Here is a 19616-nt window from a genome sequence, read left to right as displayed (position 1 = left end):
TGGAATCGTATTGTAGAGCAAACAGAGACTAACAATGAAAAAAATGTTTTTGCCGTTACTTGTACCTACTCTTTTAGGCGTAAGTGCATGTACACCATCAAGCGACAGCACACCACAAAATCAAACCGCCAAAAAGGAAATGCCTGCGGCCTCGAATTTCGACAGTGTTTACAACAATATTTCAGATGCCGATATTCGCGAGCCCCTGAAAGTACTTTCTTCAGACGAATTCGAAGGCCGTTTACCCACCACTGAAGGCGAAAAGAAAACCATCGACTATCTTGTCAGTGAGTTTACTAAAGCAGGCCTCAAACCCGGCAACGGTGATAGCTTTTTACAAAAAGTAGCGTTAATGGAAATTACCGCCGATCCAGACATGACCATGACGATCGGAGACAATAGCTTTGTTTATAAAGAGCAAATGGTTGCGTCATCTAAGCGCGAGCAAAGCTCAGTGTCACTTGAAGATTCTGAACTTGTTTTCGTTGGTTATGGCGTTAACGCACCTGAGTACGACTGGAACGACTACGAAGGGCTAGATGTCGAAGGCAAGACAGTGGTAATGCTTATTAATGACCCTGGTTTCGAAAATCCTGAAAGCGGTAAGTTCCAAGGCACCACTATGACCTACTATGGTCGCTGGAGCTACAAATATGAAGAGGCTAGCCGTCAGGGCGCAGCTGGCGCTATTATTATTCACGAAACAGCCCCAGCCTCTTATGGCTGGTCAGTTGTTGCGAATAGCTGGAGTGGCCCGCAGTACGGCCTAGTAAGCGCTGACAAAGGAGCAAGCCGTGTAGCCGTTGAAGGTTGGCTTACGCTTGATGCTGCGAAAAAAGTGTTTGCTGATGCAGGCCTTGATTTCGATACTGAAAAAGCTAATGCCATGAAAGGTCCATATAGCAAGGCTATGGATATCCAAGCTTCAGTGACGGTAAAAAATACGTTTAAAAAATCAGAGAGCAACAACGTAATTGCCACTCTTCCTGGCGCTGAGTTTCCTAACGAACATATTATCTATACCGCACATTGGGACCATTTAGGTAAAGACGAAAGTAAAGAAGGCGATCAAATTTACAATGGTGCTCACGACAACGCCACGGGAACCGCCGCTATCTTAGCCATGGCAAAAGCCTACTCAAACTTAACGCCAGCACCTAAACGCTCGGTATCATTTTTGGTGGTAACTGCTGAGGAACAAGGCCTTTTGGGTAGTAAGTTCTATGCTAGTAACCCTGTGATCCCGATTGAAAACACGGTTGCTAATATTAATATGGACGCAATGAACGTTTTGGGTAAAACCAAAAACGTCGCTGTAGTAGGTATGGGTAAGTCAGAAATGGAAGACTACCTTGAAAAAGCCGCTGCAAAGCAAGGTCGCTCACTAACACAAGAAGACCGTCCTGAAGCGGGATACTACTATCGTTCGGATCACTTTAGCTTCGCCAAACAGGGTGTTCCGGCACTTTATGCTGAAGGCGGTAATGAACCAGCAGATGAAGAAACTGCGAAATACAGAAAGCGTATGAATGTTATTGTTACTGGTTGCTATCACCAAGTATGCGACCAATATCGCGACGACTGGGATTTAAGCGGCATAGTGCAAGATACTCAAATGTTATTCGATGTTGGTGTGGGCGTAGCGAATGCTGATGCGTGGCCAAAGTGGAATGAAGCAAGCGAGTTTCAGCGCAAATATTAGTTATATGCACCCTTTACGCATTTAATAGAGCATGATGAAAGGGGCCTTCCATAAGGCTCCTTTTCGTTTAATCCCTCGAATTAACTTCGCTTCTCAATCATTCCAATAGCCTATAAAAACGCCAGCATTCTTCATTTCACGATATAAATGTGTCGCATCTAACGGCGTAAATAGGATAAAAATGTTAATAAAACGCTATTTTGAGATAAAAGGAATAAGTATTTCCATTTTCTCATCATAATGTACTTGCAATTTCCTGTCAGACTGGCACATTCAAGGCACGCGATAAAAGAATAAAAACAATCCTTCGCTCACTCGTACGCGAGTACCGACAGAAAAAACTTCAAATTATTTTTTTCAACAAGTGAACAGAGAGAATCCGTTATATGTGTGGTATTTTCGGTATCCTTGATATCAAAACCGATGTGTCTGAACTCAGAACCCAAGCCCTCGATTTATCTAAACTATTGCGCCACCGTGGCCCTGACTGGTCGGGTATCTGGAATAATGACAATACCATTCTTTGTCACGAAAGACTGGCAATTGTCGATGTAGACACGGGTGCGCAGCCTCTTATCAGCCAGAACGATAAGCAAATTCTTGCAGTTAATGGCGAAATTTATAACCATAAGCAGTTGGCAGCTGATTTAGATGAGCAATATCCGTTTAAAACACGCTCTGACTGTGAAGTTATTCTTCCCCTTTTCCAACAAAAAGGCGTGGACTTTATTGATGACCTAGAAGGTATGTTTGCTTTTATCCTATATGATGAAGAGCAAGATGCTTACCTCATTGCCCGTGATCATATTGGAATTATTCCCCTTTACACCGGCTACGATGAACACGGTAACTTCTACGTTTCTTCTGAAATGAAGGCGCTAGCTGGGGTGTGTAAGACAATTAGTGAATTCCCTCCTGGCCACTACCTCTGGAGCAAAGAAGGAAAAATCACAAAATATTACAAACGCGACTGGATGGAATACGACAACGTAAAAGACAACACGAGCGATTTAGAAGAACTACGCGTTGCTTTTGAAAAAGCCGTAAAGTCTCACATGATGTCTGATGTACCTTACGCGGTGTTGTTATCTGGTGGTTTAGACTCGTCGTTAGTGTCTGCTGTAGCTGCACAATATGTGGCGAAGCGCGTTGAAGACGAAGACAAAACCGATGCGTGGTGGCCGCGTCTGCACAGCTTCGCTGTAGGCCTTGAAGGTGCTCCTGATCTGAAAGCGGCTAAGAAAGTGGCGGACATGATTGGTACGGTTCACCATGAAATTCATTTTACGATTCAAGAAGGTTTAGATGCCATCCGTGATGTTATCTTCCATCTAGAAACCTACGATACAACCACCATTCGTGCCGCCACCCCTATGTACCTAATGACCCGCAAAATCAAAGCGATGGGCATTAAAATGGTGCTTTCAGGTGAAGGCTCTGACGAAATCTTTGGTGGTTATCTGTATTTCCACAAGGCGCCAAACGCCAAAGAATTCCACGAAGAAACGGTACGTAAACTTGACCGCCTGCATATGTTTGACTGTGCACGTGCTAACAAGGCCACTTCTGCATGGGGTGTAGAAGCACGTGTTCCATTCTTAGACAAAAACTTCATTGACGTCGCCATGCGCTTAAACCCGCAGGATAAAATGTGCATAGATGGAAAAATGGAGAAGTGGATCCTTCGCAAAGCGTTTGATAACGGCGAGACATTACCTGCAGAAGTATTGTGGCGTCAGAAAGAACAGTTTGGTGACGGTGTAGGTTATTCGTGGATTGACTCAATTCGAGACTTCGTAGAAAACGAAGTCACAGATCAACAGCTTGCTACCGCTGAGTTCCGCTTTCCAGTTAACACGCCTGACACTAAAGAAGGCTACTACTACCGCACAATTTTCGAGAGCTACTTCCCTCAAGAAAGTGCAGCGCGCTGCGTACCCGGCGGTAAGTCAATTGCGTGTAGTACGGCAGAGGCACTAGAGTGGGACGAAAGCTTTAAAAACAATGCTGACCCATCAGGTCGTTCAATGAAAGGTGTTCACTCAGGCGAATCGTAACGGCTATTGAACATTTAAAGAACAAAAGAAAAACGCGGCCTGTGCCGCGTTTTTTCATTTTTAAAGGGCATTAAGAAACCGCTATTCTTCTTTATTCTGCTTGTACCAAAGGGCTGGATTCGACAACGGTGTTTCAACTGGCAGTAGAGGGTTTTCTAGCGAAAAAACGGTTCTCTCTTCCATATTTAACGATGTTAAAATAGGTGCGTAGGTTGAATTAAATAACTCATCGAATGAGCCATCATCTATGGCTCTTTGTAGACCCGTCTCTATTAAGTTTGCTAATGTTTTGTTGTTTAAACTCACAAAATAGTACATTGCCGTTGGGTAATACAATGCCATGGATGGTTCAAGATAGAGATTACTACCCGGGCCTTCAGCCTCAAGTTCAGCGTTAACTTCAATCACTGAACGAGGAAAAATATCGCCCTTGCTCTGCCCTATCAGGTCATAGGCCTCCCGAAACTCTGGCACTGTGAATACGTTAAAGCCGTTCGCCTGAAGAATTTTTGTATCTGGCCATTCTTCGCCCTGAATAGGAGTCAGTTTACGCAAATCATTAAGAGACAATACGTTTTCAAACTTCGACTTTTTATTTTTGTTTATAACGAACACCCGAAGCCCAATTAGTCCTTTTGCAATGGGAATACGGATAGGCGTTAATTCCTTTTCTCGCTGACTATCAGTCATGCTCCACACCACGTTAACTTCTCTATTTTCGCGAAGTTGACGCATTGCTTTTCCTGTCAGAAGGATCCTGTCTGACGGACGTAGCTCGTAATTTACGCCGGTTTTATCTAGGGCAAGTTTTAATAAAGCGATTGGATATTGTGCACGTGCATCTGAGTCGTCAATAGGACGAGGATAGTTGATAGTCCACAGCGCCCCCTGCGCATAAGACGCTGTAAGCAGGCCACATAGAACACAAACCAGAAGGTTAACCCTTTTAAACAGGTTTAAATTAACCATTTTCGCAGCGCCATAAGTTGGTCTTTTGAACTGACATTTACTCGATACCAATATACTTGTGTGTTTGTAACGATAGTCGCCAGTTGCGCTCAATACAAGTCTTAACTGCAAGCTCCGTCGCTCGCTTTTGCTGGCTAATAGGTTGTAAACACACCTGTTTTCCTTCAAGGGAAGACACATTAGCAAGCAGCGCATCAAGTTCATCAATGTGCTTTTGCATGGCAATAGGATGCTTAATCTCATTGGCTCTTTCAAGAGCACTGACTAATACATCATAACCGCCTTTCATATTTATTTTTGGAGACACTGTCACATAAGTACGTGCATCACAAAGCACTTCGAACGTACCGCTGGTTTCGATTTGTGTAGAGTAACCGTTATCGTGAAGTAGCTTGGTGAGCGGTCGCAAATCGTACATACATGGTTCACCGCCGGTGATAACCACGTGTTTTGCAACATATCCTTCTATAGAAAACTGAGCTAATAAGGCCGCTTCATCAGAAATAAAGTAGGTTTCCGACTCTTGCCCTTTATTAATAACGGCCTCTGGCGTAACGCTCAAATCAGCCTTTATTTCCCAAGTGTGCTTAGTATCACACCACGGGCAACCGACAGGGCAACCTTGTAACCTTACAAAAATAGAAGGAATACCGGTATGGGCACCTTCACCTTGGATAGTTTCGAACATCTCATTGATGTTTAGCGTGGACATTACAGACAATTTGATACCCTTTAACAATTGTATGTTGGGATTTTACCAAGGATCACATAAAATTCGGGGATAATTTCTTAAATCTTCAAAAACTATGTCAGAAAACGTTGTTGTTATTTATTCTGGAGGCATGGACTCCTTCACAGTGTTACATAAAGCACTGAAAGAGGGAAAAAAAGTTCACGCCCTCAGTTTCGACTATGGTCAACGCCACAAAAAAGAGCTTGATTACGCTGCAAGGGTATGTGAATCACTCAATGTCCCTCATAAGATTGTGGATATCAGTGCCATCAATACCCTGATTGGTGGCTCAGCTTTAACTTCGGATATAGAGGTACCAGAAGGGCACTATGAAGAGCCGAGCATGAAACAAACCGTGGTGCCAAATCGTAATATGATACTGCTCTCCCTTGCAGTGGGCTATGCTGTGAGCCTAGAAGCTAAGGAAGTCTACTATGGGGCACACTCTGGCGACCACGCTATATATCCAGATTGTCGTCCTGAATTTGTTCATAAAATGAATGACGTTTGCGGTATAGCTAATTACACCCCGGTCACTATCATGACCCCTTATATTGACGTAAGCAAAACGGCGATTTTGACCGATGGTCTTTCCATGGGGCTAGATTACGGACAAACGTGGACGTGCTATAACGGCAGAGAAAAAGCCTGTGGTAAGTGTGGGGCTTGTGAAGAGCGCCTAGAAGCATTTAAAGAAAATAACGCCACTGACCCGCTTGAATACGAATAAAAAATTCCAAGCAAGAAACCTCTCACTAAGACGATCTTGTGTTTTACAAACGAGCGTCAAGTGAGAGGCATATTTGTGGGTCTTCGGTTATGAAAATTCGTTACCGTTGAAAATTGTACGGCTATTTCTGGCTCTCGGAAATGAAGTAGCTTAATTCTTTTATACAGTGTCGCAATACCGGGTTCAGGCGGGTATTCTTACCGTTCATTACGAATAATTCGTGGCTAAAATTAAATAGACTTCCTTTCGCAATAGGTACAAGCCCAAGTGCAGCGCCCTGCTCTTTAGCCATATAGTCAGGCAATAATCCAACGTATTCACCGGTCATAATGGCAGACATAGCGGCATCGAAAGAGTCAGAGAAAGTTTGTATCGATAATCTTGTTTCATCCTCGATATAGTTGGCCGAAGACAAACCTGAAATACCGATCGCGGGATAGTCACTTATTTTAACGCCTTCGGGTAATTCAGTATCCCGATATTTCGCCAAGGGATGCGTTGGCGAGCAATAAAGTCGTCCTTCAGTGTTAATACCTATAGGGTGAAACGTCACAGATTCCGGCTTAACCATGTCATAGGTAGATACTACCAAGTGACACTCACCCGATAGCGCCACGTGTTCCACTTCGTTGTATAAACGAGTTTGGATATTAACGTGGATATCATCAAACTTTTTCATCGTGCTTTTTACCGCCTTACTGACGGCTAAATGCATAGATAACGGCAGACCAGCCATTAATACTAGAGTGATGTGACCAGAGTAGTCATCATGAAGCGACTTCAGATTAAACACGAAATTATCAAAGGCATTAAAGATGCGTTTGGTTTCTTGAAAAACAACCTCACCTTCCTTTGTCATTTGGAAACCACCGCGACCGCGATGACATAGTACTAAATCAAGCCGTTCTTCCAGTTTCTTAATTGCAGCACTGATATTTGGACGTTGCATTCGCAACACGGGTTCTGCCGCAGTAAATCCATTGCAGCTTGCTACAGCGTAGAACACACGCAGTAGCTTTATATCTGATTCCTGAAGACGGTTAAGCATATTAGCACCTGTTTATAGGTATAGTTTTCGATACTCAATGTAGAACTATATGAAACTAATTGTGCTATTACAACGATATTTTACGGCTTTTCATCTCATTTAAAGCAAAAAACCTTAATTCTGTGGTAACGAACTGAACCGAACCGATTCGCAAATTAACGATGGGTAAGATAAAAGAGACGGGGAGTAAAGTAAGGCTGATGGGGTTATTCATTTACATACAATAAACCACAGTCAGCCTTATGTTAAGTAGAAGAAATAACTAGGAGAGTGTTACTACTTGTTTTCTTAATGATTCAATATCGTCTCGTAGTGATGCCGCTTTTTCAAACTCTAGTTCGCGGGCATATTCAAACATTTGCTTCTCAAGTTCGGTGATTTGATCCATAAGGTCAGTTGCACTGGCTGCTTTTTGTTGTTTCTTCTTCTCTTCAACTTTTCTGAGCCTTACCTTGCCAGAAGCAGGATGCGCACTTTCACCTAAGTCCATGATATCGGTAATAGGCTTATTTAATCGCATCGGCGTAATGTTATTCGCCTTGTTATGCGCAATTTGTTTTTCCCTACGGCGGTCTGTTTCATCCATGGCTTTGCGCATCGATTTAGTTATGCTATCGGCATAAAGTATTGCCCTACCATTCACATGTCGCGCCGCTCGACCTATTGTTTGTATCAGAGAACGTTCTGCGCGTAGAAAGCCCTCTTTATCAGCGTCTAGAATAGCCACCAAAGAAACTTCAGGCATATCTAAACCTTCTCGCAGTAGGTTTATCCCTACAAGTACATCGAACTTACCCAAGCGCAAGTCACGTATAATCTCGATACGCTCTACGGTATCTATATCAGAGTGCAGGTAGCGAACCTTTACGCCGTGCTCATTTAAATATTCACTTAAATCTTCGGCCATGCGCTTCGTTAGCGTGGTTATCAAAACCCTTTCATCAACCTCCACCCGCTTCTTAATTTCAGAGAGTACATCATCCACCTGTGTGGCTACAGGACGAACTTCTATAATAGGATCTAAAAGTCCGGTAGGACGAACGACCTGCTCGACAATTTCGCCTTCCGTCTTCTTTAATTCATAATCGCCCGGCGTGGCCGAAACATAGATGGTTTGAGGGCAAATTTGCTCAAACTCCTCAAATTTTAGTGGGCGATTGTCTAACGCAGACGGCAATCTAAAACCAAACTCGACAAGTGTTTCTTTTCTGGAGCGATCACCTCTATACATAGCGCCTACTTGTGAGACCGTTACGTGGGACTCATCAATGAACATTAGACCATCAGCGGGAAAGTAATCTAGTAACGTTGGTGGCGGCTCTCCTGGCGCTCGTCCTGATAAGTAGCGAGAATAGTTTTCTATTCCCGAGCAATACCCTAGCTCCATCATCATCTCAATATCGAATTGGGTACGCTGCGAGATACGCTGCTCTTCTATCAATTTATTAGCTTCTTGAAGCTGTTTCTTTCTATCACCCAATTCATCTTTAATATGCTCGATAGCATTTAAAATTTTCTCGCGAGGCGTCACATAATGGGTTTTAGGAAAAACCGTTGCGCGTATTACGGACTTGTCTACAGCCCCCGTGAGCGGATCAAACAGGCTTATTTTGTCAATTTCGTCATCAAATAATTCAACTCTCACGGCTTGTTTTTCAGAGTCCGCTGGAAAAATATCAATAACATCGCCACGAACTCGAAATGTCCCCCGCTCAAACGCAAGGTCATTTCGTTTGTACTGCAGTTCAGCCAACCGACGTAAAATATCACGCTGGTCCATGGTGTCGCCTTGGCGTAGATGTAACAACATTTTCATGTAGGACTCAGGATCGCCCAAGCCATAAATGGCAGATACACTGGCTACAATGACAACGTCTCTTCGCTCCATCAGCGCTTTGGTCGCTGACAGCCGCATTTGTTCGATATGGTCGTTGATAGACGCATCTTTTTCGATAAAAGTATCAGTGCTCGGTACGTAGGCTTCAGGTTGATAGTAATCGTAGTAAGAAACGAAATATTCCACCGCATTATTAGGAAAAAATTCTTTCATTTCTCCGTAAAGCTGAGCCGCTAAGGTTTTGTTATGCGCCAAAATAAGCGTGGGGCGCTGCACCTTATTGATGACATTAGCCATGGTAAACGTCTTACCCGACCCCGTTACGCCCAAAAGTGTTTGGCCGGCCAACCCGCTGTCTAATCCATCTACTAAAGCTTCTATCGCCTTTGGCTGATCACCTGCCGGCTTATATTTCGAATGAAGCTCGAACCCTCTACTCATTAAATTAACCTTTTATTGAATACGTTAAAGCAGCGTGCTACCCACTACATCATCTTTCGAAAACGTGTTGCGAGTTGGCTGTTAATGACCCTTTACTGCCCCAGTAAAGATTTATAACAACCAGTAGACATCTCAAAATGAGCGCTCAGATAAACTTGGTGCCTTTGCTTCAAAATCGGCAACAGCACGCTTGAAAACAACGAGAGAAACACATGCCATTGCGATATTCGCGATGACGGTTCCCGCAAACAACCCTTTCAGCTCGAAAAGAAAACTACCTGCAACACTGATGGGTACGAAAAAAACGAACAACCGGATGACACTCAAAAGCAACGCCGTCATGGGGCGGTGCATAGCGTTTAACGAGGAATTTGTCAGTATGATTATCCCCTGCATGCCATAACCTAATGGCACAATCATTAGGAAAAGCTGTATCAGCACACTTACTTCCACCTCGTTAGCAAATACGACAGCTATCCAGCTAGAAAGCCCCCACATAGCCAAAAAGATAATGAACTGCCACACAAGAACAAATTTTAAGGTTAGCGAATATGCTTTCTTGACTCGCTCAATCTGCCCTGCTCCCACATTTTGACTAATAAATGGCGGCAACGTCATGGATAACGCCAGCACAACAATGCTGGCAATTGACTCCATGCGATTGCCTACACCCCACGCTGCTACGGCTTCAGCGCCATAACTAGCCACAACTGCTGTCATGACTCCACCGGCTATAGGAGTAAGCATGTTAGCGCCGGCAGCAGGTAATCCTATCTTCAAAATCTCTCGGCTACTGTCACGTAACTCATTGAGAGTTAGCAATCGGGGCAGCATCAACTTGCGACGGACAGCTAAAATATGGAGTATCCAAAGGGCGCCCACTATCCATGCGATAAAAGTAGCAAGTGCAGCGCCTTTTATACCCATTGCCGGAATAGGGCCAAACCCAAAAATAAAAATAGGGTCAAGCAATGCATTAAGCCCACCACCAGCTGCCATAACAATACTTGGCGTTCGCGTATCTCCACAGGCACGCAACACGCTATTTCCCACCATAGGCATAGCCAAGAAAATGCTTGATAAATACCATAACCCCATATAGTCGGAGATATAAGGCATAAGGTTATCTGTGGCATTCAGCAATTCGAAAACAGGCTCTATAGTAAAAAGACCTATCACTGCTAACGCTCCGACGAGTAATACAGACAACATTAAAGAACCGGTTGCATAATGCTGAGACTTCGTTATTTGTTTGCTGCCCTGTAGCTTCCCGATAATTGCAGACGTACCAATGCCTAATCCAATATTTAAACTTATTACTGTGAACGTGACGGGAAAAGTGAAACTAATTGCAGCGAGCGGATCGGTGCCTAATAAACTCACAAAGAAAGTGTCGATAAGCCCAAAACTCATCATCATTACCATGCCCAATATCATGGGAATGGTCATACGCTTTAACGTAACACCAATATCTTCCTCCAATAGGTCAGAAGTACGTGGTTTAGCGTTATTTTTTATCACTTGAGCTCCAGCAAACTAAAATCCTGTAATCAATTGCGCGTTAGTGTAAAAGAGCAGGATATATATAGCTATGTGTATTCGACAAACAAATCAAACGATGAGAGCGCTGTTTGTAATACCACTTTTACTTATCAAAATACGTAAATTTGATAATTTTGCTAACAATGCAGACCCAACAATCGATTTTCGGCAAAGTGAAGCTAGAAACACCTTGCTACCTTAATTACAGTTTAATTTCTGTTCCGTTTCATTTTTACTACTTATTATTTACGCTCACCACGGCATTCTCAGGATCATACAGCGCGTACAATTGACAACCTCACATGTTAATGAAATGTAAGATATTGAGAAATAAGATGGATTTTACTGAGTAGCATTTAGACATTCGTTGAATTAACACACAAGCTACTTTTTGTTCAATCGATCATGTTCGATCAAGATTCACGATCATAAAATTAGCCATAACCCTCTGATAAAAAATAATTATTATCACCACACTTTAATAAGTGTCATAGATCAAATGCCCCCCGATCTAACAAAGGCACTCACAAAATTTAAGCTATCAACATAGTTATCCACAGATTTAGTGGATAACTAACGCCAGACCATATTTGGCGCGATTTTGTGCTCAGTTAATTCGATAACACGTAAGTGACGACTAACCTTTTAATCCTCGGGTACAGGTTACAGATTTATTAAATGCTGTACATAATAACAGTATGGAAGGTTTTTTTTATTCTATTTAGTTATAGAAGAAAGACATAAATAGATATTAAAAAAAGATTGTAAATCACATCATTTAAATTCCAAAAAACGCTCATCACTCATCATTGTCTAACAATGCGCACTTATTAATCACCGCTTTCACTAGATTGACGACAAAATAAGCACAAAAGCCTCAAAAAGCTATTTTTTGCGCAGTCAGAACAAATATTTCATTTATGTTGTTGACAGTTCCTAAGTACGTCTTTAATATTCGCCTCCGTTGAAGCACAGGTCCCCCTTAGCTCAGTTGGTTAGAGCGACGGACTGTTAATCCGCAGGTCCCCCGTTCGAGTCGGGGAGGGGGAGCCAACTTCAGCAAACAACTTAGGTGTCGATTCCCCCTTAGCTCAGTTGGTTAGAGCGACGGACTGTTAATCCGCAGGTCCCCCGTTCGAGTCGGGGAGGGGGAGCCACTTTCTCTCACTGGGAACTATTTCAGAGTTCACAGTAATAAGTGCCTCCGGTCTGTATTTCACTTTAATTTCATTGTCTTGCAGCGTAATGCTGTGAATAAACGTCTTAAAGAATTCACGAACTTTACCCGGGTTATTGGTGGTTTTGATGATATCAACCAGCAATTCGCTCAATTCGGTAAGGTCAGTTTCAGAAATTTCCAACTGTGGTGGTTTTTCCGTTTCGGCCACGGCTAATTCAGTATTTAATTTCCTAATCGTTTCGTTGTTAGAACGTAAACGCGGTGCAAGGTCTTGCACGTTGTAAATGCCTGTATCGTCTTCCAGTAGCTCATACAAGCGCGAGTTTTTGCGCTCATACTCTTTAATTTGCTGAACAATTTCGTTGCATCTGTCTCGCTTTTTTTGCGCCCAAGAGCCGCACAAGTCGTTAAGCTGCAATAGCAAGTCTTTCAAATTTCGTTCTGTAAGCACTTCTGCGCAGATAACATCAGTCATCCAAGGGTCGAATATGGCTGAATTAATTCTACGGTCTTCACAGCCCAAACCAGCCTGTTTAGTGCTGCAGTTGTAATAGTAGTAAGTCTTCGTCGCGCCTTTTGCCTTTTCTATCTTCATCGACTTGCCGCATTTGCCGCATTTCAATAGGCCAGTAAAGAAACGAGTACTTTTGGGTGAACCACCTTCTTGCACCGCTTTTTGAGTTTGGCTATCCATTGTTTTTTGCACAGCGTCGTACAGTTCGAAAGCAACAATCGGTTCGTGGCTATCTACCACTATCCATTCAGAACGAGGCAGTGAACCATCGCGGCCTTTTTTACCGAAAGCGATACGGCCAACCACACGTTCGTTGCGCAGCAAGCCAAGAATTGAAGTCTTATTCCACTTCTTACCACGATTAAGACGCCCTTCAGCGTTAAGCAGCTCAGCTATTTGTTTTCCACCATAGCCAGAAAGCTTTAATTCGAATATTCGGTTAACAGTGCCAACTTCCATCGGGTTGGGAACTAGCCTGGTCTTATTTTTCTCTCCCAGTACTTTTTCAACTTGGTACCCAAATGTTAGATAGCCACCGTTAAAATAGCCTTTTTGGGCATTTGCGATCATTGAACGCTTAGTGTCTTGTGAAACTTGTCGAGAATAGTACTCGTCGAATAGCTCTAAAATCCCCTCGTAAATAAAGCCAGAATCGCCTTTGTCGATGTTTTGGGACACATAGCTTATCTTGGTACTGCTATTCGCTAATCGTCGCTTATTTAGCTTTGCTTCAAGCGCATTTCTGGCAAAGCGTGAAGTACTCCAACAGATAAAATAATCAACGTCGAAGTTTTCACAGTATGAAATGGCTTGTTGGAAAGCAGGACGGTTATCAGTGGCGCCAGAGATACCTTCGTCTGTGAATACTTTCTTCACATCGGCCCCGAGCGATTTAGCGTGGGCTAGGCATTTGTCTATTTGGCTTTGAACAGGAAGTTCCTTTTCGGCTTGTTTCGCAGTGGAAACACGCGCATATATTACACAAGTGGTCATTGTTAGTTCCTAAAATCACTATCTAAGGGGTACTTCCCCCAATTCGTACTTTTTTGCTATTCGTCTTATTGTATCAGGAGAACGAGACATTCCATGTTTTTCTAGTTCTTTGGTTATCTCGGTGCAGGACATGTTGCTTTCAATGAAGCATTTGATGATTTGTACGCATTGAAACTCTTGGTACTTCTTAATGGAGGGCACGTAAATTTTATCTTGCTTCCACTGGTTTTCGGGGCAGCTGGCGACACGCCAAATTTTTATAAACATATCAGGGCCGGCGATTTGTAATATTTCTCGCCAAAACTTAGGTAAGTTCAGCTTATTCAGTTCGGCCATTTTCAGCGAATTTATTTCAGCCGCGCTTTCATTCATGATTTTTGCCTTATAACGAAGTTTAAAATCAGTGCAGATATGCTGGTACCCACCCTACCCTATCTGAGAAAGCCCTTATACTTGCCGAGCCCCCACCCCTTCTAATGATAATGCATGATGCTGGTAGATTGCAGGATATTCGTACAGTAAGTGTGTGTTTAAGTTGTATTTCTATTTTTTATTGCGCTTTTTATTAAATGAGTGTGGCTACAGGCTGTGTTCTATCGTGTGGTTTTTGTTGTGTATTGCGTATTTTGTATATAAAGCGCAGTAAGAGTTCCCGCGAACCAAAGTGCTATTGTCCGTTTAAAAAGAGAGTTTCAAGGGTTGCTGCGCACACCCTCAAACATTCATTATCTATTAGTTGGTGGTACAGACTATATAATTTCCACGCACCAGAAAAGAACCAAAGGCGTGTCTGTGTAAAGCTTTCTGGTAAATTTTAGGTTCTGGTGAGAGAGGGGTTTGCTTTAGCGCTGGGGTAATTGGCTCAGCGCTATAGTGATAGTAAGAGGTTATTTCTTCAGGGCGTTAAGGAGTGGTGTTACTGCAGTAGTAATCTTTCCTAGTGGATTACCCTTATCGACTTGCTTGGTTAGCTTACGTAATGCGAGTTGAGTGTATATCTCTGTGGTCTTGGGGTCGCTATGGCCTAGCAGAGTTTGACGGGTAATAATGTCTAAGTCTTCCTCTGCGTATTCGGTACCGGTAAGGTGTCGTAGTGCATGAGGGTGAGCCTGATTGGTAGGAACGCCAGCTGCAATGCCTCGTTTATGAATCATTTTCTGAATAGTGCGCGGTGATATTCTTCTGTTTTCACCGTAATAATCCCAGGGCTTAACTCTACGGTTATTAGTGCTGATGAATAACACCTGATCACCATTGGGTAGTGTGCGGTCGATATGGCGTAAATCAGGATGGCCGATATAAACACGCAGGAATAGTTGCACTTCCATAGGCAAAGGAACCTGCCGTTCTTTCTTCCCTTTCTCAACAACGCGAATAGCTAAACGTTCAACACCGTCGTGCTCATAAGAAACAATATTAGAGAGGTTTAGCGACACAATACCAGCCAAACGCAAACCACAGCCACCCATTAGCGCAATAATCGCAGCGTCTCGTATACCAATAAATGTTTCCAGGTCACAGCTTTGTAGCAGCTGCTCGAAATAACGCAGGCCCATAGCAACGGGGATTTTCTGCGAAGAGGCTGGGTAAGGTAATGAGGCGGTAAAATTGACGTGTGTATGGCCTTTATTAAATAGGTATTCATAAAATCCACGCAATGCAGCCACTGCAGTTCGTCGGCTTTGCGGTACCAGTTTCATTTGATGCAGGAATAACCCAGTAAACTGTTCAAGCTGCAGCTGTTTAGGTTCGTAAGGGTCAACTAGCGACTTTTCGCAAAATGCGAGATAGAGCGTTAGATAATAGCGGTACTTCTTAATAGTTTCGGCTGAACGGCCTTCATTCAGCTGTTTAAACTGCAACCACTCATTCACCAATATCTGCATTTTAAAGGATCCCCAGGGGCATATTTTCACGGACATTTGGACATTTAACCCTTTTTAGCGATGCAGGCCGCGCAGAACAAGGGCAAAGCACTGTCCAAAACTGTCCAAAATTTACGGACATGCTCTTTTTTTTCGGACAGTTCCGACCAGTGACGATTTTAAAACTGGACATCTCCCTTTTATCTATATTTCTTTATCTTATTAATTCTTAAAGAAAAATAATAATAATAAGAGAAACGATGAAACGCAGAAAACAACAAAACGGACAAAAAACGGCTGAAAACGGACAGAAAAAACCACAAAACTGACAGCAATAAAAAGCGCAATAAAAAATAAGGCATAAAAAACAGAAGCATAGGCAATAAAAGCAGGGTAAACGCTTCAAATGTCCAATGTCCAACAGTTGCGCCCCCGCATAAAATGTTAATAATGCGCGTCAGCAGCCTGTTCGGCTGTTTTAATTCGTAGGGTTCGGTTTGGCAGTGAGGTACACATGATTTGCCTGCCACCGTCGTTTGACGGGAAGCAATTAAGAGCTTTACGCAGGGAGGCTGGGCTTACTCAACAACAGATAGCAGAAAAACTGTGCATTAGCAGGGAAACGGTTGTAGCTATTGAAAATAATAAACCATCGGCAATAGAGGGGTTAAAACTAAAAACTATTCAAATGTGGTGCTGCGCGTGTAGGCCCAGTGTGAGGTATAGAACTTTAGATAGTTTTACCCATTACTTACTTAACTTGGTCAGCAAAAAAGAATATTAATAGCCTGGCTTATAGCAAAATGTTTAGTAATGTGGATTTGAATTAACAGATCGTACTTCTTTAGGCTGATAGTATTGAAATGTTTACAGCGCAGTACTAAAGGAATAAACATGCAGCAAAACACCTTTCTTTTATCCAGCCTTTTATCCTCTATCAAATCTATGCTTATCAACATGGAAGAAACCGGCACAGACCACACAGCAGCATTGCACTGCCTTATTGAGCAGTGCGAACGACTGTTGAATTAACGAACTTATCTTTTCTTGGCATTACAAAGCGTTCGTAAAAAGCTCTGTAGTTAATTAGATGATTAGCCGATAGACTTCTTTCTATAAAACCTTGGTGGCCGTATAGGCGAAGGCTTACATTAGAAGCCAACGCTATTTTTTCTAGTATTTCGGGAGAAATCTTATAAAGAGCCTTCTCCCGTATTGTCCGTGAAGACAGTACTTTTCTGTTTAGCGTCGAACCAGTTCCTGAAAATAGCGTTAATGGCTTACCATCTAACATCAACACAAGCGATTCACCTGGGTTTATAAATTGCCAATGATCACCTTCCAAAGTGGCCGCCACCCACAAACTATGTTCTCCATCTAGCACATCCGCAAAAATATCAAGCCAAAGAAATTGTAAGCTGAGCAAAGACTGCCCATCCAGATAACCAGCATTTAGGGCGGTGTATTTTTGATAATTTTTGTATGGGTCAATATGTGTAGTGTAGCCTAGCTCACGTTCTTGCTGAGTAGCTCCACAACCGAGAAGTGATAACGAGAGAAGTATTAGAGTTAATATTTTCACTGTGAATTCCATATCAATTAAAAATTCACAGTAATGAGAATTAACAAAAAGCGCAATAAAAAGCCCACTTTAATTTGTGGGCTTTCGTTTATTTAGCGTTCGGCTTTTACCAGTATGTCTATTTTTTCAGTGGCTGGTTTTAGCAGTTGCACCATCTGAAATGCCTGTAAGTGCTCTACTGGCCCATCATCCATGTTTTCAAATAAGCTTTGAAGGCCTTTTAAATATTCGCTTAGTTCGTAGGCGGTTTGATATCGGCTCTGACTTCCCATATTACACCCCTAGTTCTAACTGCTGGCCTAGTAGTTCGGTGTTTGGCATGGGTTCACCCAGCTGGTTGCAGATGTTACGCAACGTAGTGATATAGGCACTTTTGGCAAACTGGTCGCGACAATTCACCAGTTCCTGAATGAGTTTGATTTTTTGGTTACGCAGCGCAATAAGGTCTTTGGCTGGTAATGTGCCGAAATACCCCTGTTTACGAATAGAGGGTAATACTTCCTCGCACACCCACTGTGTAAATTTAACGGCTTCGGGTTTGTTAGAGCGAAATGCGATCATGTAAAGCGCAGGTTCGTTGATGAAAAAGGTCTCTTTTACACCAAAGCTAGTACGGAGATTGCGTACCACTTGCCACGTTTCTGGTAATTTTTGCAGGCTTTTTGTCCCTCTCCATGCAATTTCGAGGGCTTCAAATACCTCTTTTGCGACAAAAAATGCATCACCATTTTCATCAATGGCGGTATTTATTTCGGTATTGGAATAAGAGAACGGATTATTGTTTGCCTTTAATTCGGCATTAAGAAATGTGGTCATTACTGACTCCTATGGTTTTTAGTTAGTAGTGCCACCAATGGGTGGCGGGTCTCAACTAGAGCACCATAGACGCTCCGGGCCTATTCCCCTTGCGGGTATTGTATTACGCCTCTCAACCCGCCATAGATAAATTTATGGCGTGCGACTGCTTTACAGGCACAAAAAAACCGCAAAGGCTAACGGGTGCGGATAACCGCTATGGTGTTCTAGTGCCTGTAAAACTACACCTGAATTATTCGGGTGTCAAACTTTGGTTCTCCTTTCAATATCAGCAAGAATCATGGCGCCTATAAAGCAGTGAATGCCTATGGCTCCAAATTCAGGGGGAAGCCCATAGATTAGGTCGGCTAGCAAAGTAAGCCAGCCTGCTATTGTTAGTTGGATGCTAATTTTCACTCTTGCTCCTTGGCGGCCATCAAAAAAACAATCATGGCAGCGCGTAGTGGGTTTTTGTCGTCATAAGTATTTTCAACACTAGTATCAAACGCACCCCATATATCGTTTTCCTGCGGCCCAACGGTTATTTTATTTTTCATGATAATCGGCCATGCATCGCTTGGGTTGTTGCAGAAGTCGCGCACAAAACTCATACCTCTAGACCTGATGTTTATTACGCTATCTTTATACTTTTCAGGATTAAGCATCTTATCTATTTCATAAAACGCCTTTTTACCTTTTTCGTCATTTATAAATTTTGGCGGATACCCGTTAACATTTGTTGTGATAATCGCATCATCTGGAAATACAGACTCAGCAACAGCCTTATTAATCTCAAAGTCACTCACGCTTTCATAGTCCATCACTCTTGCTCCTTGCGTAGCTGCTCGTTTTCTTTTGCGTCACTACCAAAGAACTCGTTAAGAATTGACCTCATTCCTATCCTGCCAACCTGAAAAAACACAGCTGCCAAAGAAAAAAGCCATGTACCTAAACCTACAACAATGAATACTGCTAAATGTTTTTCAATAGTCATAGTTCCATCAGGGGCGTCAACTAGCCCCCAAGCGACCAAAGCAATCACGCTAAGTCGCAAAAACCATTTTATTTTAAGATTACCCATGCTCTTGCTCCTTGCGTAGTTGTTCTAGCTTGGCTTTAACTCCGCCAATCAAAATTACACCATCCAATGAATATGATTGGCAGTCGTTAATAACTTCCTCTATCATTTCAATCTTCTTCTCTATGGCGAATTTGTTTAGGGCGCAACCATCTTCTAACTTGCAGAGGGCATAAGTTAAGTTAGCCTTATCTTCTGGCTCATCGGTAGGTAAATTTATATAGCCATATTCAACGCCGTTTAAAATAAAAACAGCCCTATCTGAGGCAATAATTTCAAGCTCCCTCACACGCTCATTAGCCTTTGCTAGTTTCCCTGAAAGGCTTAAAACTTTCTCAGTGCAACCATTCAGAGATTCTTCTAAAGCCTCTTTTCTTGTCTCTACCTCCGCCACACAAACATTAGCCGCTGCTAGTTGCTTATTTAAACAAGCAATCTGCTCTAAGAGCCCAGGTATATCTTCAACGTAGTAGAGCTTTTTGCCATCAGCCCAGGCCTCTTTTAATTCACAGGTACCTTCCATACCCGGGTCAAAGTTTTTATCACTCAT

At 42.7% G+C, this 19616-nt stretch carries 20 protein-coding genes, 2 tRNA genes and 1 pseudogene; 8 read left to right on the top strand and 15 right to left on the bottom strand.

Going from position 1 to position 19616, the window contains the following annotated elements; genetic code table 11:
- The first annotated feature begins 34 nt into the window (after positions 1–34).
- Entirely contained in the window at positions 35–1702 is a 1668-nt protein-coding gene (locus tag ACM0P2_RS06380) for a M28 family metallopeptidase (protein WP_419227472.1), read from the top strand.
- A 386-nt stretch (positions 1703–2088) separates the two neighbouring features.
- Positions 2089–3759 carry an asparagine synthase B gene (gene asnB, locus ACM0P2_RS06375; RefSeq protein ID WP_159118097.1) on the top strand — a complete coding sequence of 557 codons (1671 nt, stop codon included), beginning with the start codon at positions 2089–2091 and terminating at the stop codon, positions 3757–3759.
- A gap of 81 nt (positions 3760–3840) precedes the next feature.
- On the opposite strand, the gene ACM0P2_RS06370 is transcribed toward asnB, so the two are convergent.
- Both ACM0P2_RS06370 and queE read right to left on the bottom strand, forming a co-directional pair.
- On the bottom strand, positions 3841–4728 hold the full coding sequence (locus ACM0P2_RS06370) for an amino acid ABC transporter substrate-binding protein (RefSeq protein ID WP_419227471.1): 888 nt from the start codon (positions 4726–4728) through the stop codon (positions 3841–3843).
- A gap of 37 nt (positions 4729–4765) precedes the next feature.
- Positions 4766–5440 (bottom strand): 7-carboxy-7-deazaguanine synthase QueE, encoded by a 675-nt coding sequence (gene queE, locus ACM0P2_RS06365; protein ID WP_120960235.1) that lies wholly within the window; start codon positions 5438–5440, stop codon positions 4766–4768.
- A 94-nt stretch (positions 5441–5534) separates the two neighbouring features.
- Between queE and queC the strand changes: the two genes are divergently transcribed.
- A complete protein-coding gene (gene queC / locus ACM0P2_RS06360) occupies positions 5535–6191 on the top strand; it encodes a 7-cyano-7-deazaguanine synthase QueC (protein WP_159118098.1) in 657 nt (218 codons plus the stop codon).
- Positions 6192–6312: 121 nt separating this feature from the next.
- Here queC and ACM0P2_RS06355 read toward each other — a convergent pair whose 3' ends face one another.
- The 3 genes from ACM0P2_RS06355 to ACM0P2_RS06345 all read right to left on the bottom strand — a co-directional run bounded on the left by ACM0P2_RS06355 (position 6313) and on the right by ACM0P2_RS06345 (position 10933).
- Entirely contained in the window at positions 6313–7239 is a 927-nt protein-coding gene (locus ACM0P2_RS06355) for a LysR family transcriptional regulator (protein ID WP_159118099.1), read from the bottom strand.
- A 262-nt stretch (positions 7240–7501) separates the two neighbouring features.
- Positions 7502–9517, bottom strand: a complete 2016-nt coding sequence (gene uvrB / locus ACM0P2_RS06350; RefSeq protein ID WP_159118100.1) for an excinuclease ABC subunit UvrB — start codon at positions 9515–9517, stop codon at positions 7502–7504.
- 132 nt (positions 9518–9649) lie between these two features.
- Positions 9650–10933, bottom strand: a complete 1284-nt coding sequence (locus ACM0P2_RS06345) for an MATE family efflux transporter (RefSeq protein ID WP_236547083.1) — start codon at positions 10931–10933, stop codon at positions 9650–9652.
- Between the two features lie 1102 nt (positions 10934–12035).
- Here ACM0P2_RS06345 and ACM0P2_RS06340 point away from each other — a divergent pair.
- The 3 genes from ACM0P2_RS06340 to ACM0P2_RS06330 all read left to right on the top strand — a co-directional run bounded on the left by ACM0P2_RS06340 (position 12036) and on the right by ACM0P2_RS06330 (position 12453).
- Positions 12036–12112, top strand: a tRNA-Asn gene (locus tag ACM0P2_RS06340).
- A gap of 27 nt (positions 12113–12139) precedes the next feature.
- Positions 12140–12216, top strand: a tRNA-Asn gene (locus ACM0P2_RS06335).
- 93 nt (positions 12217–12309) lie between these two features.
- Positions 12310–12453, top strand: coding sequence for a hypothetical protein (locus tag ACM0P2_RS06330; protein WP_419227470.1), 144 nt, complete (start codon positions 12310–12312; stop codon positions 12451–12453).
- Between the two features lie 333 nt (positions 12454–12786).
- On the opposite strand, the pseudogene ACM0P2_RS06325 reads toward ACM0P2_RS06330, so the two are convergent.
- From ACM0P2_RS06325 to ACM0P2_RS06315, 3 genes and pseudogenes are all read right to left on the bottom strand, one after another.
- Positions 12787–13746 (bottom strand): annotated as a pseudogene (locus tag ACM0P2_RS06325) (recombinase family protein); the annotation flags it as partial.
- A gap of 18 nt (positions 13747–13764) precedes the next feature.
- The gene (locus tag ACM0P2_RS06320) at positions 13765–14118 is read right to left on the bottom strand and encodes a hypothetical protein (protein WP_419227469.1); all 354 of its coding nucleotides are present in this window, start codon (positions 14116–14118) and stop codon (positions 13765–13767) included.
- 515 nt (positions 14119–14633) lie between these two features.
- Complete coding sequence (locus tag ACM0P2_RS06315; protein ID WP_419227468.1) at positions 14634–15632, bottom strand: tyrosine-type recombinase/integrase; 999 nt, start codon at positions 15630–15632, stop codon at positions 14634–14636.
- Between the two features lie 493 nt (positions 15633–16125).
- Here ACM0P2_RS06315 and ACM0P2_RS06310 point away from each other — a divergent pair, with 493 nt between their 5' ends.
- A complete protein-coding gene (locus ACM0P2_RS06310; RefSeq protein WP_419227467.1) occupies positions 16126–16395 on the top strand; it encodes a helix-turn-helix transcriptional regulator in 270 nt (89 codons plus the stop codon).
- Between the two features lie 110 nt (positions 16396–16505).
- Positions 16506–16643 (top strand): hypothetical protein, encoded by a 138-nt coding sequence (locus tag ACM0P2_RS06305; protein ID WP_419227466.1) that lies wholly within the window; start codon positions 16506–16508, stop codon positions 16641–16643.
- Here ACM0P2_RS06305 and ACM0P2_RS06300 read toward each other — a convergent pair.
- The 7 genes from ACM0P2_RS06300 to ACM0P2_RS06270 all read right to left on the bottom strand — a co-directional run bounded on the left by ACM0P2_RS06300 (position 16612) and on the right by ACM0P2_RS06270 (position 19616).
- Positions 16612–17193 (bottom strand): hypothetical protein, encoded by a 582-nt coding sequence (locus tag ACM0P2_RS06300; protein ID WP_419227465.1) that lies wholly within the window; start codon positions 17191–17193, stop codon positions 16612–16614. The genes ACM0P2_RS06305 and ACM0P2_RS06300 overlap by 32 nt on opposite strands.
- Before the next feature lie 92 nt (positions 17194–17285).
- Positions 17286–17465: a hypothetical protein gene (locus ACM0P2_RS06295; protein ID WP_419227464.1), complete on the bottom strand. Its 180-nt coding sequence runs from the start codon at positions 17463–17465 to the stop codon at positions 17286–17288.
- Between the two features lies 1 nt (position 17466).
- Positions 17467–18009: a Bro-N domain-containing protein gene (locus ACM0P2_RS06290; protein ID WP_159578654.1), complete on the bottom strand. Its 543-nt coding sequence runs from the start codon at positions 18007–18009 to the stop codon at positions 17467–17469.
- Between the two features lie 243 nt (positions 18010–18252).
- On the bottom strand, positions 18253–18405 hold the full coding sequence (locus ACM0P2_RS06285) for a hypothetical protein (protein ID WP_419227463.1): 153 nt from the start codon (positions 18403–18405) through the stop codon (positions 18253–18255).
- Positions 18402–18809: a phage protein NinX family protein gene (locus ACM0P2_RS06280; RefSeq protein ID WP_419227462.1), complete on the bottom strand. Its 408-nt coding sequence runs from the start codon at positions 18807–18809 to the stop codon at positions 18402–18404. Before ACM0P2_RS06280 ends, ACM0P2_RS06285 begins: the two co-directional genes overlap by 4 nt.
- Entirely contained in the window at positions 18809–19069 is a 261-nt protein-coding gene (locus tag ACM0P2_RS06275) for a hypothetical protein (RefSeq protein ID WP_419227461.1), read from the bottom strand. Before ACM0P2_RS06275 ends, ACM0P2_RS06280 begins: the two co-directional genes overlap by 1 nt.
- Complete coding sequence (locus tag ACM0P2_RS06270) at positions 19062–19616, bottom strand: hypothetical protein (RefSeq protein ID WP_419227460.1); 555 nt, start codon at positions 19614–19616, stop codon at positions 19062–19064. Before ACM0P2_RS06270 ends, ACM0P2_RS06275 begins: the two co-directional genes overlap by 8 nt.

It is taken from the genome of Alteromonas sp. OM2203, from assembly GCF_048517045.1.
Classification (GTDB): Bacteria; Pseudomonadota; Gammaproteobacteria; order Enterobacterales; family Alteromonadaceae; genus Alteromonas; species Alteromonas gracilis.
Note: the sequence above shows the minus strand (reverse complement) of the source record. Positions and strands in the feature narration are given on the sequence as shown.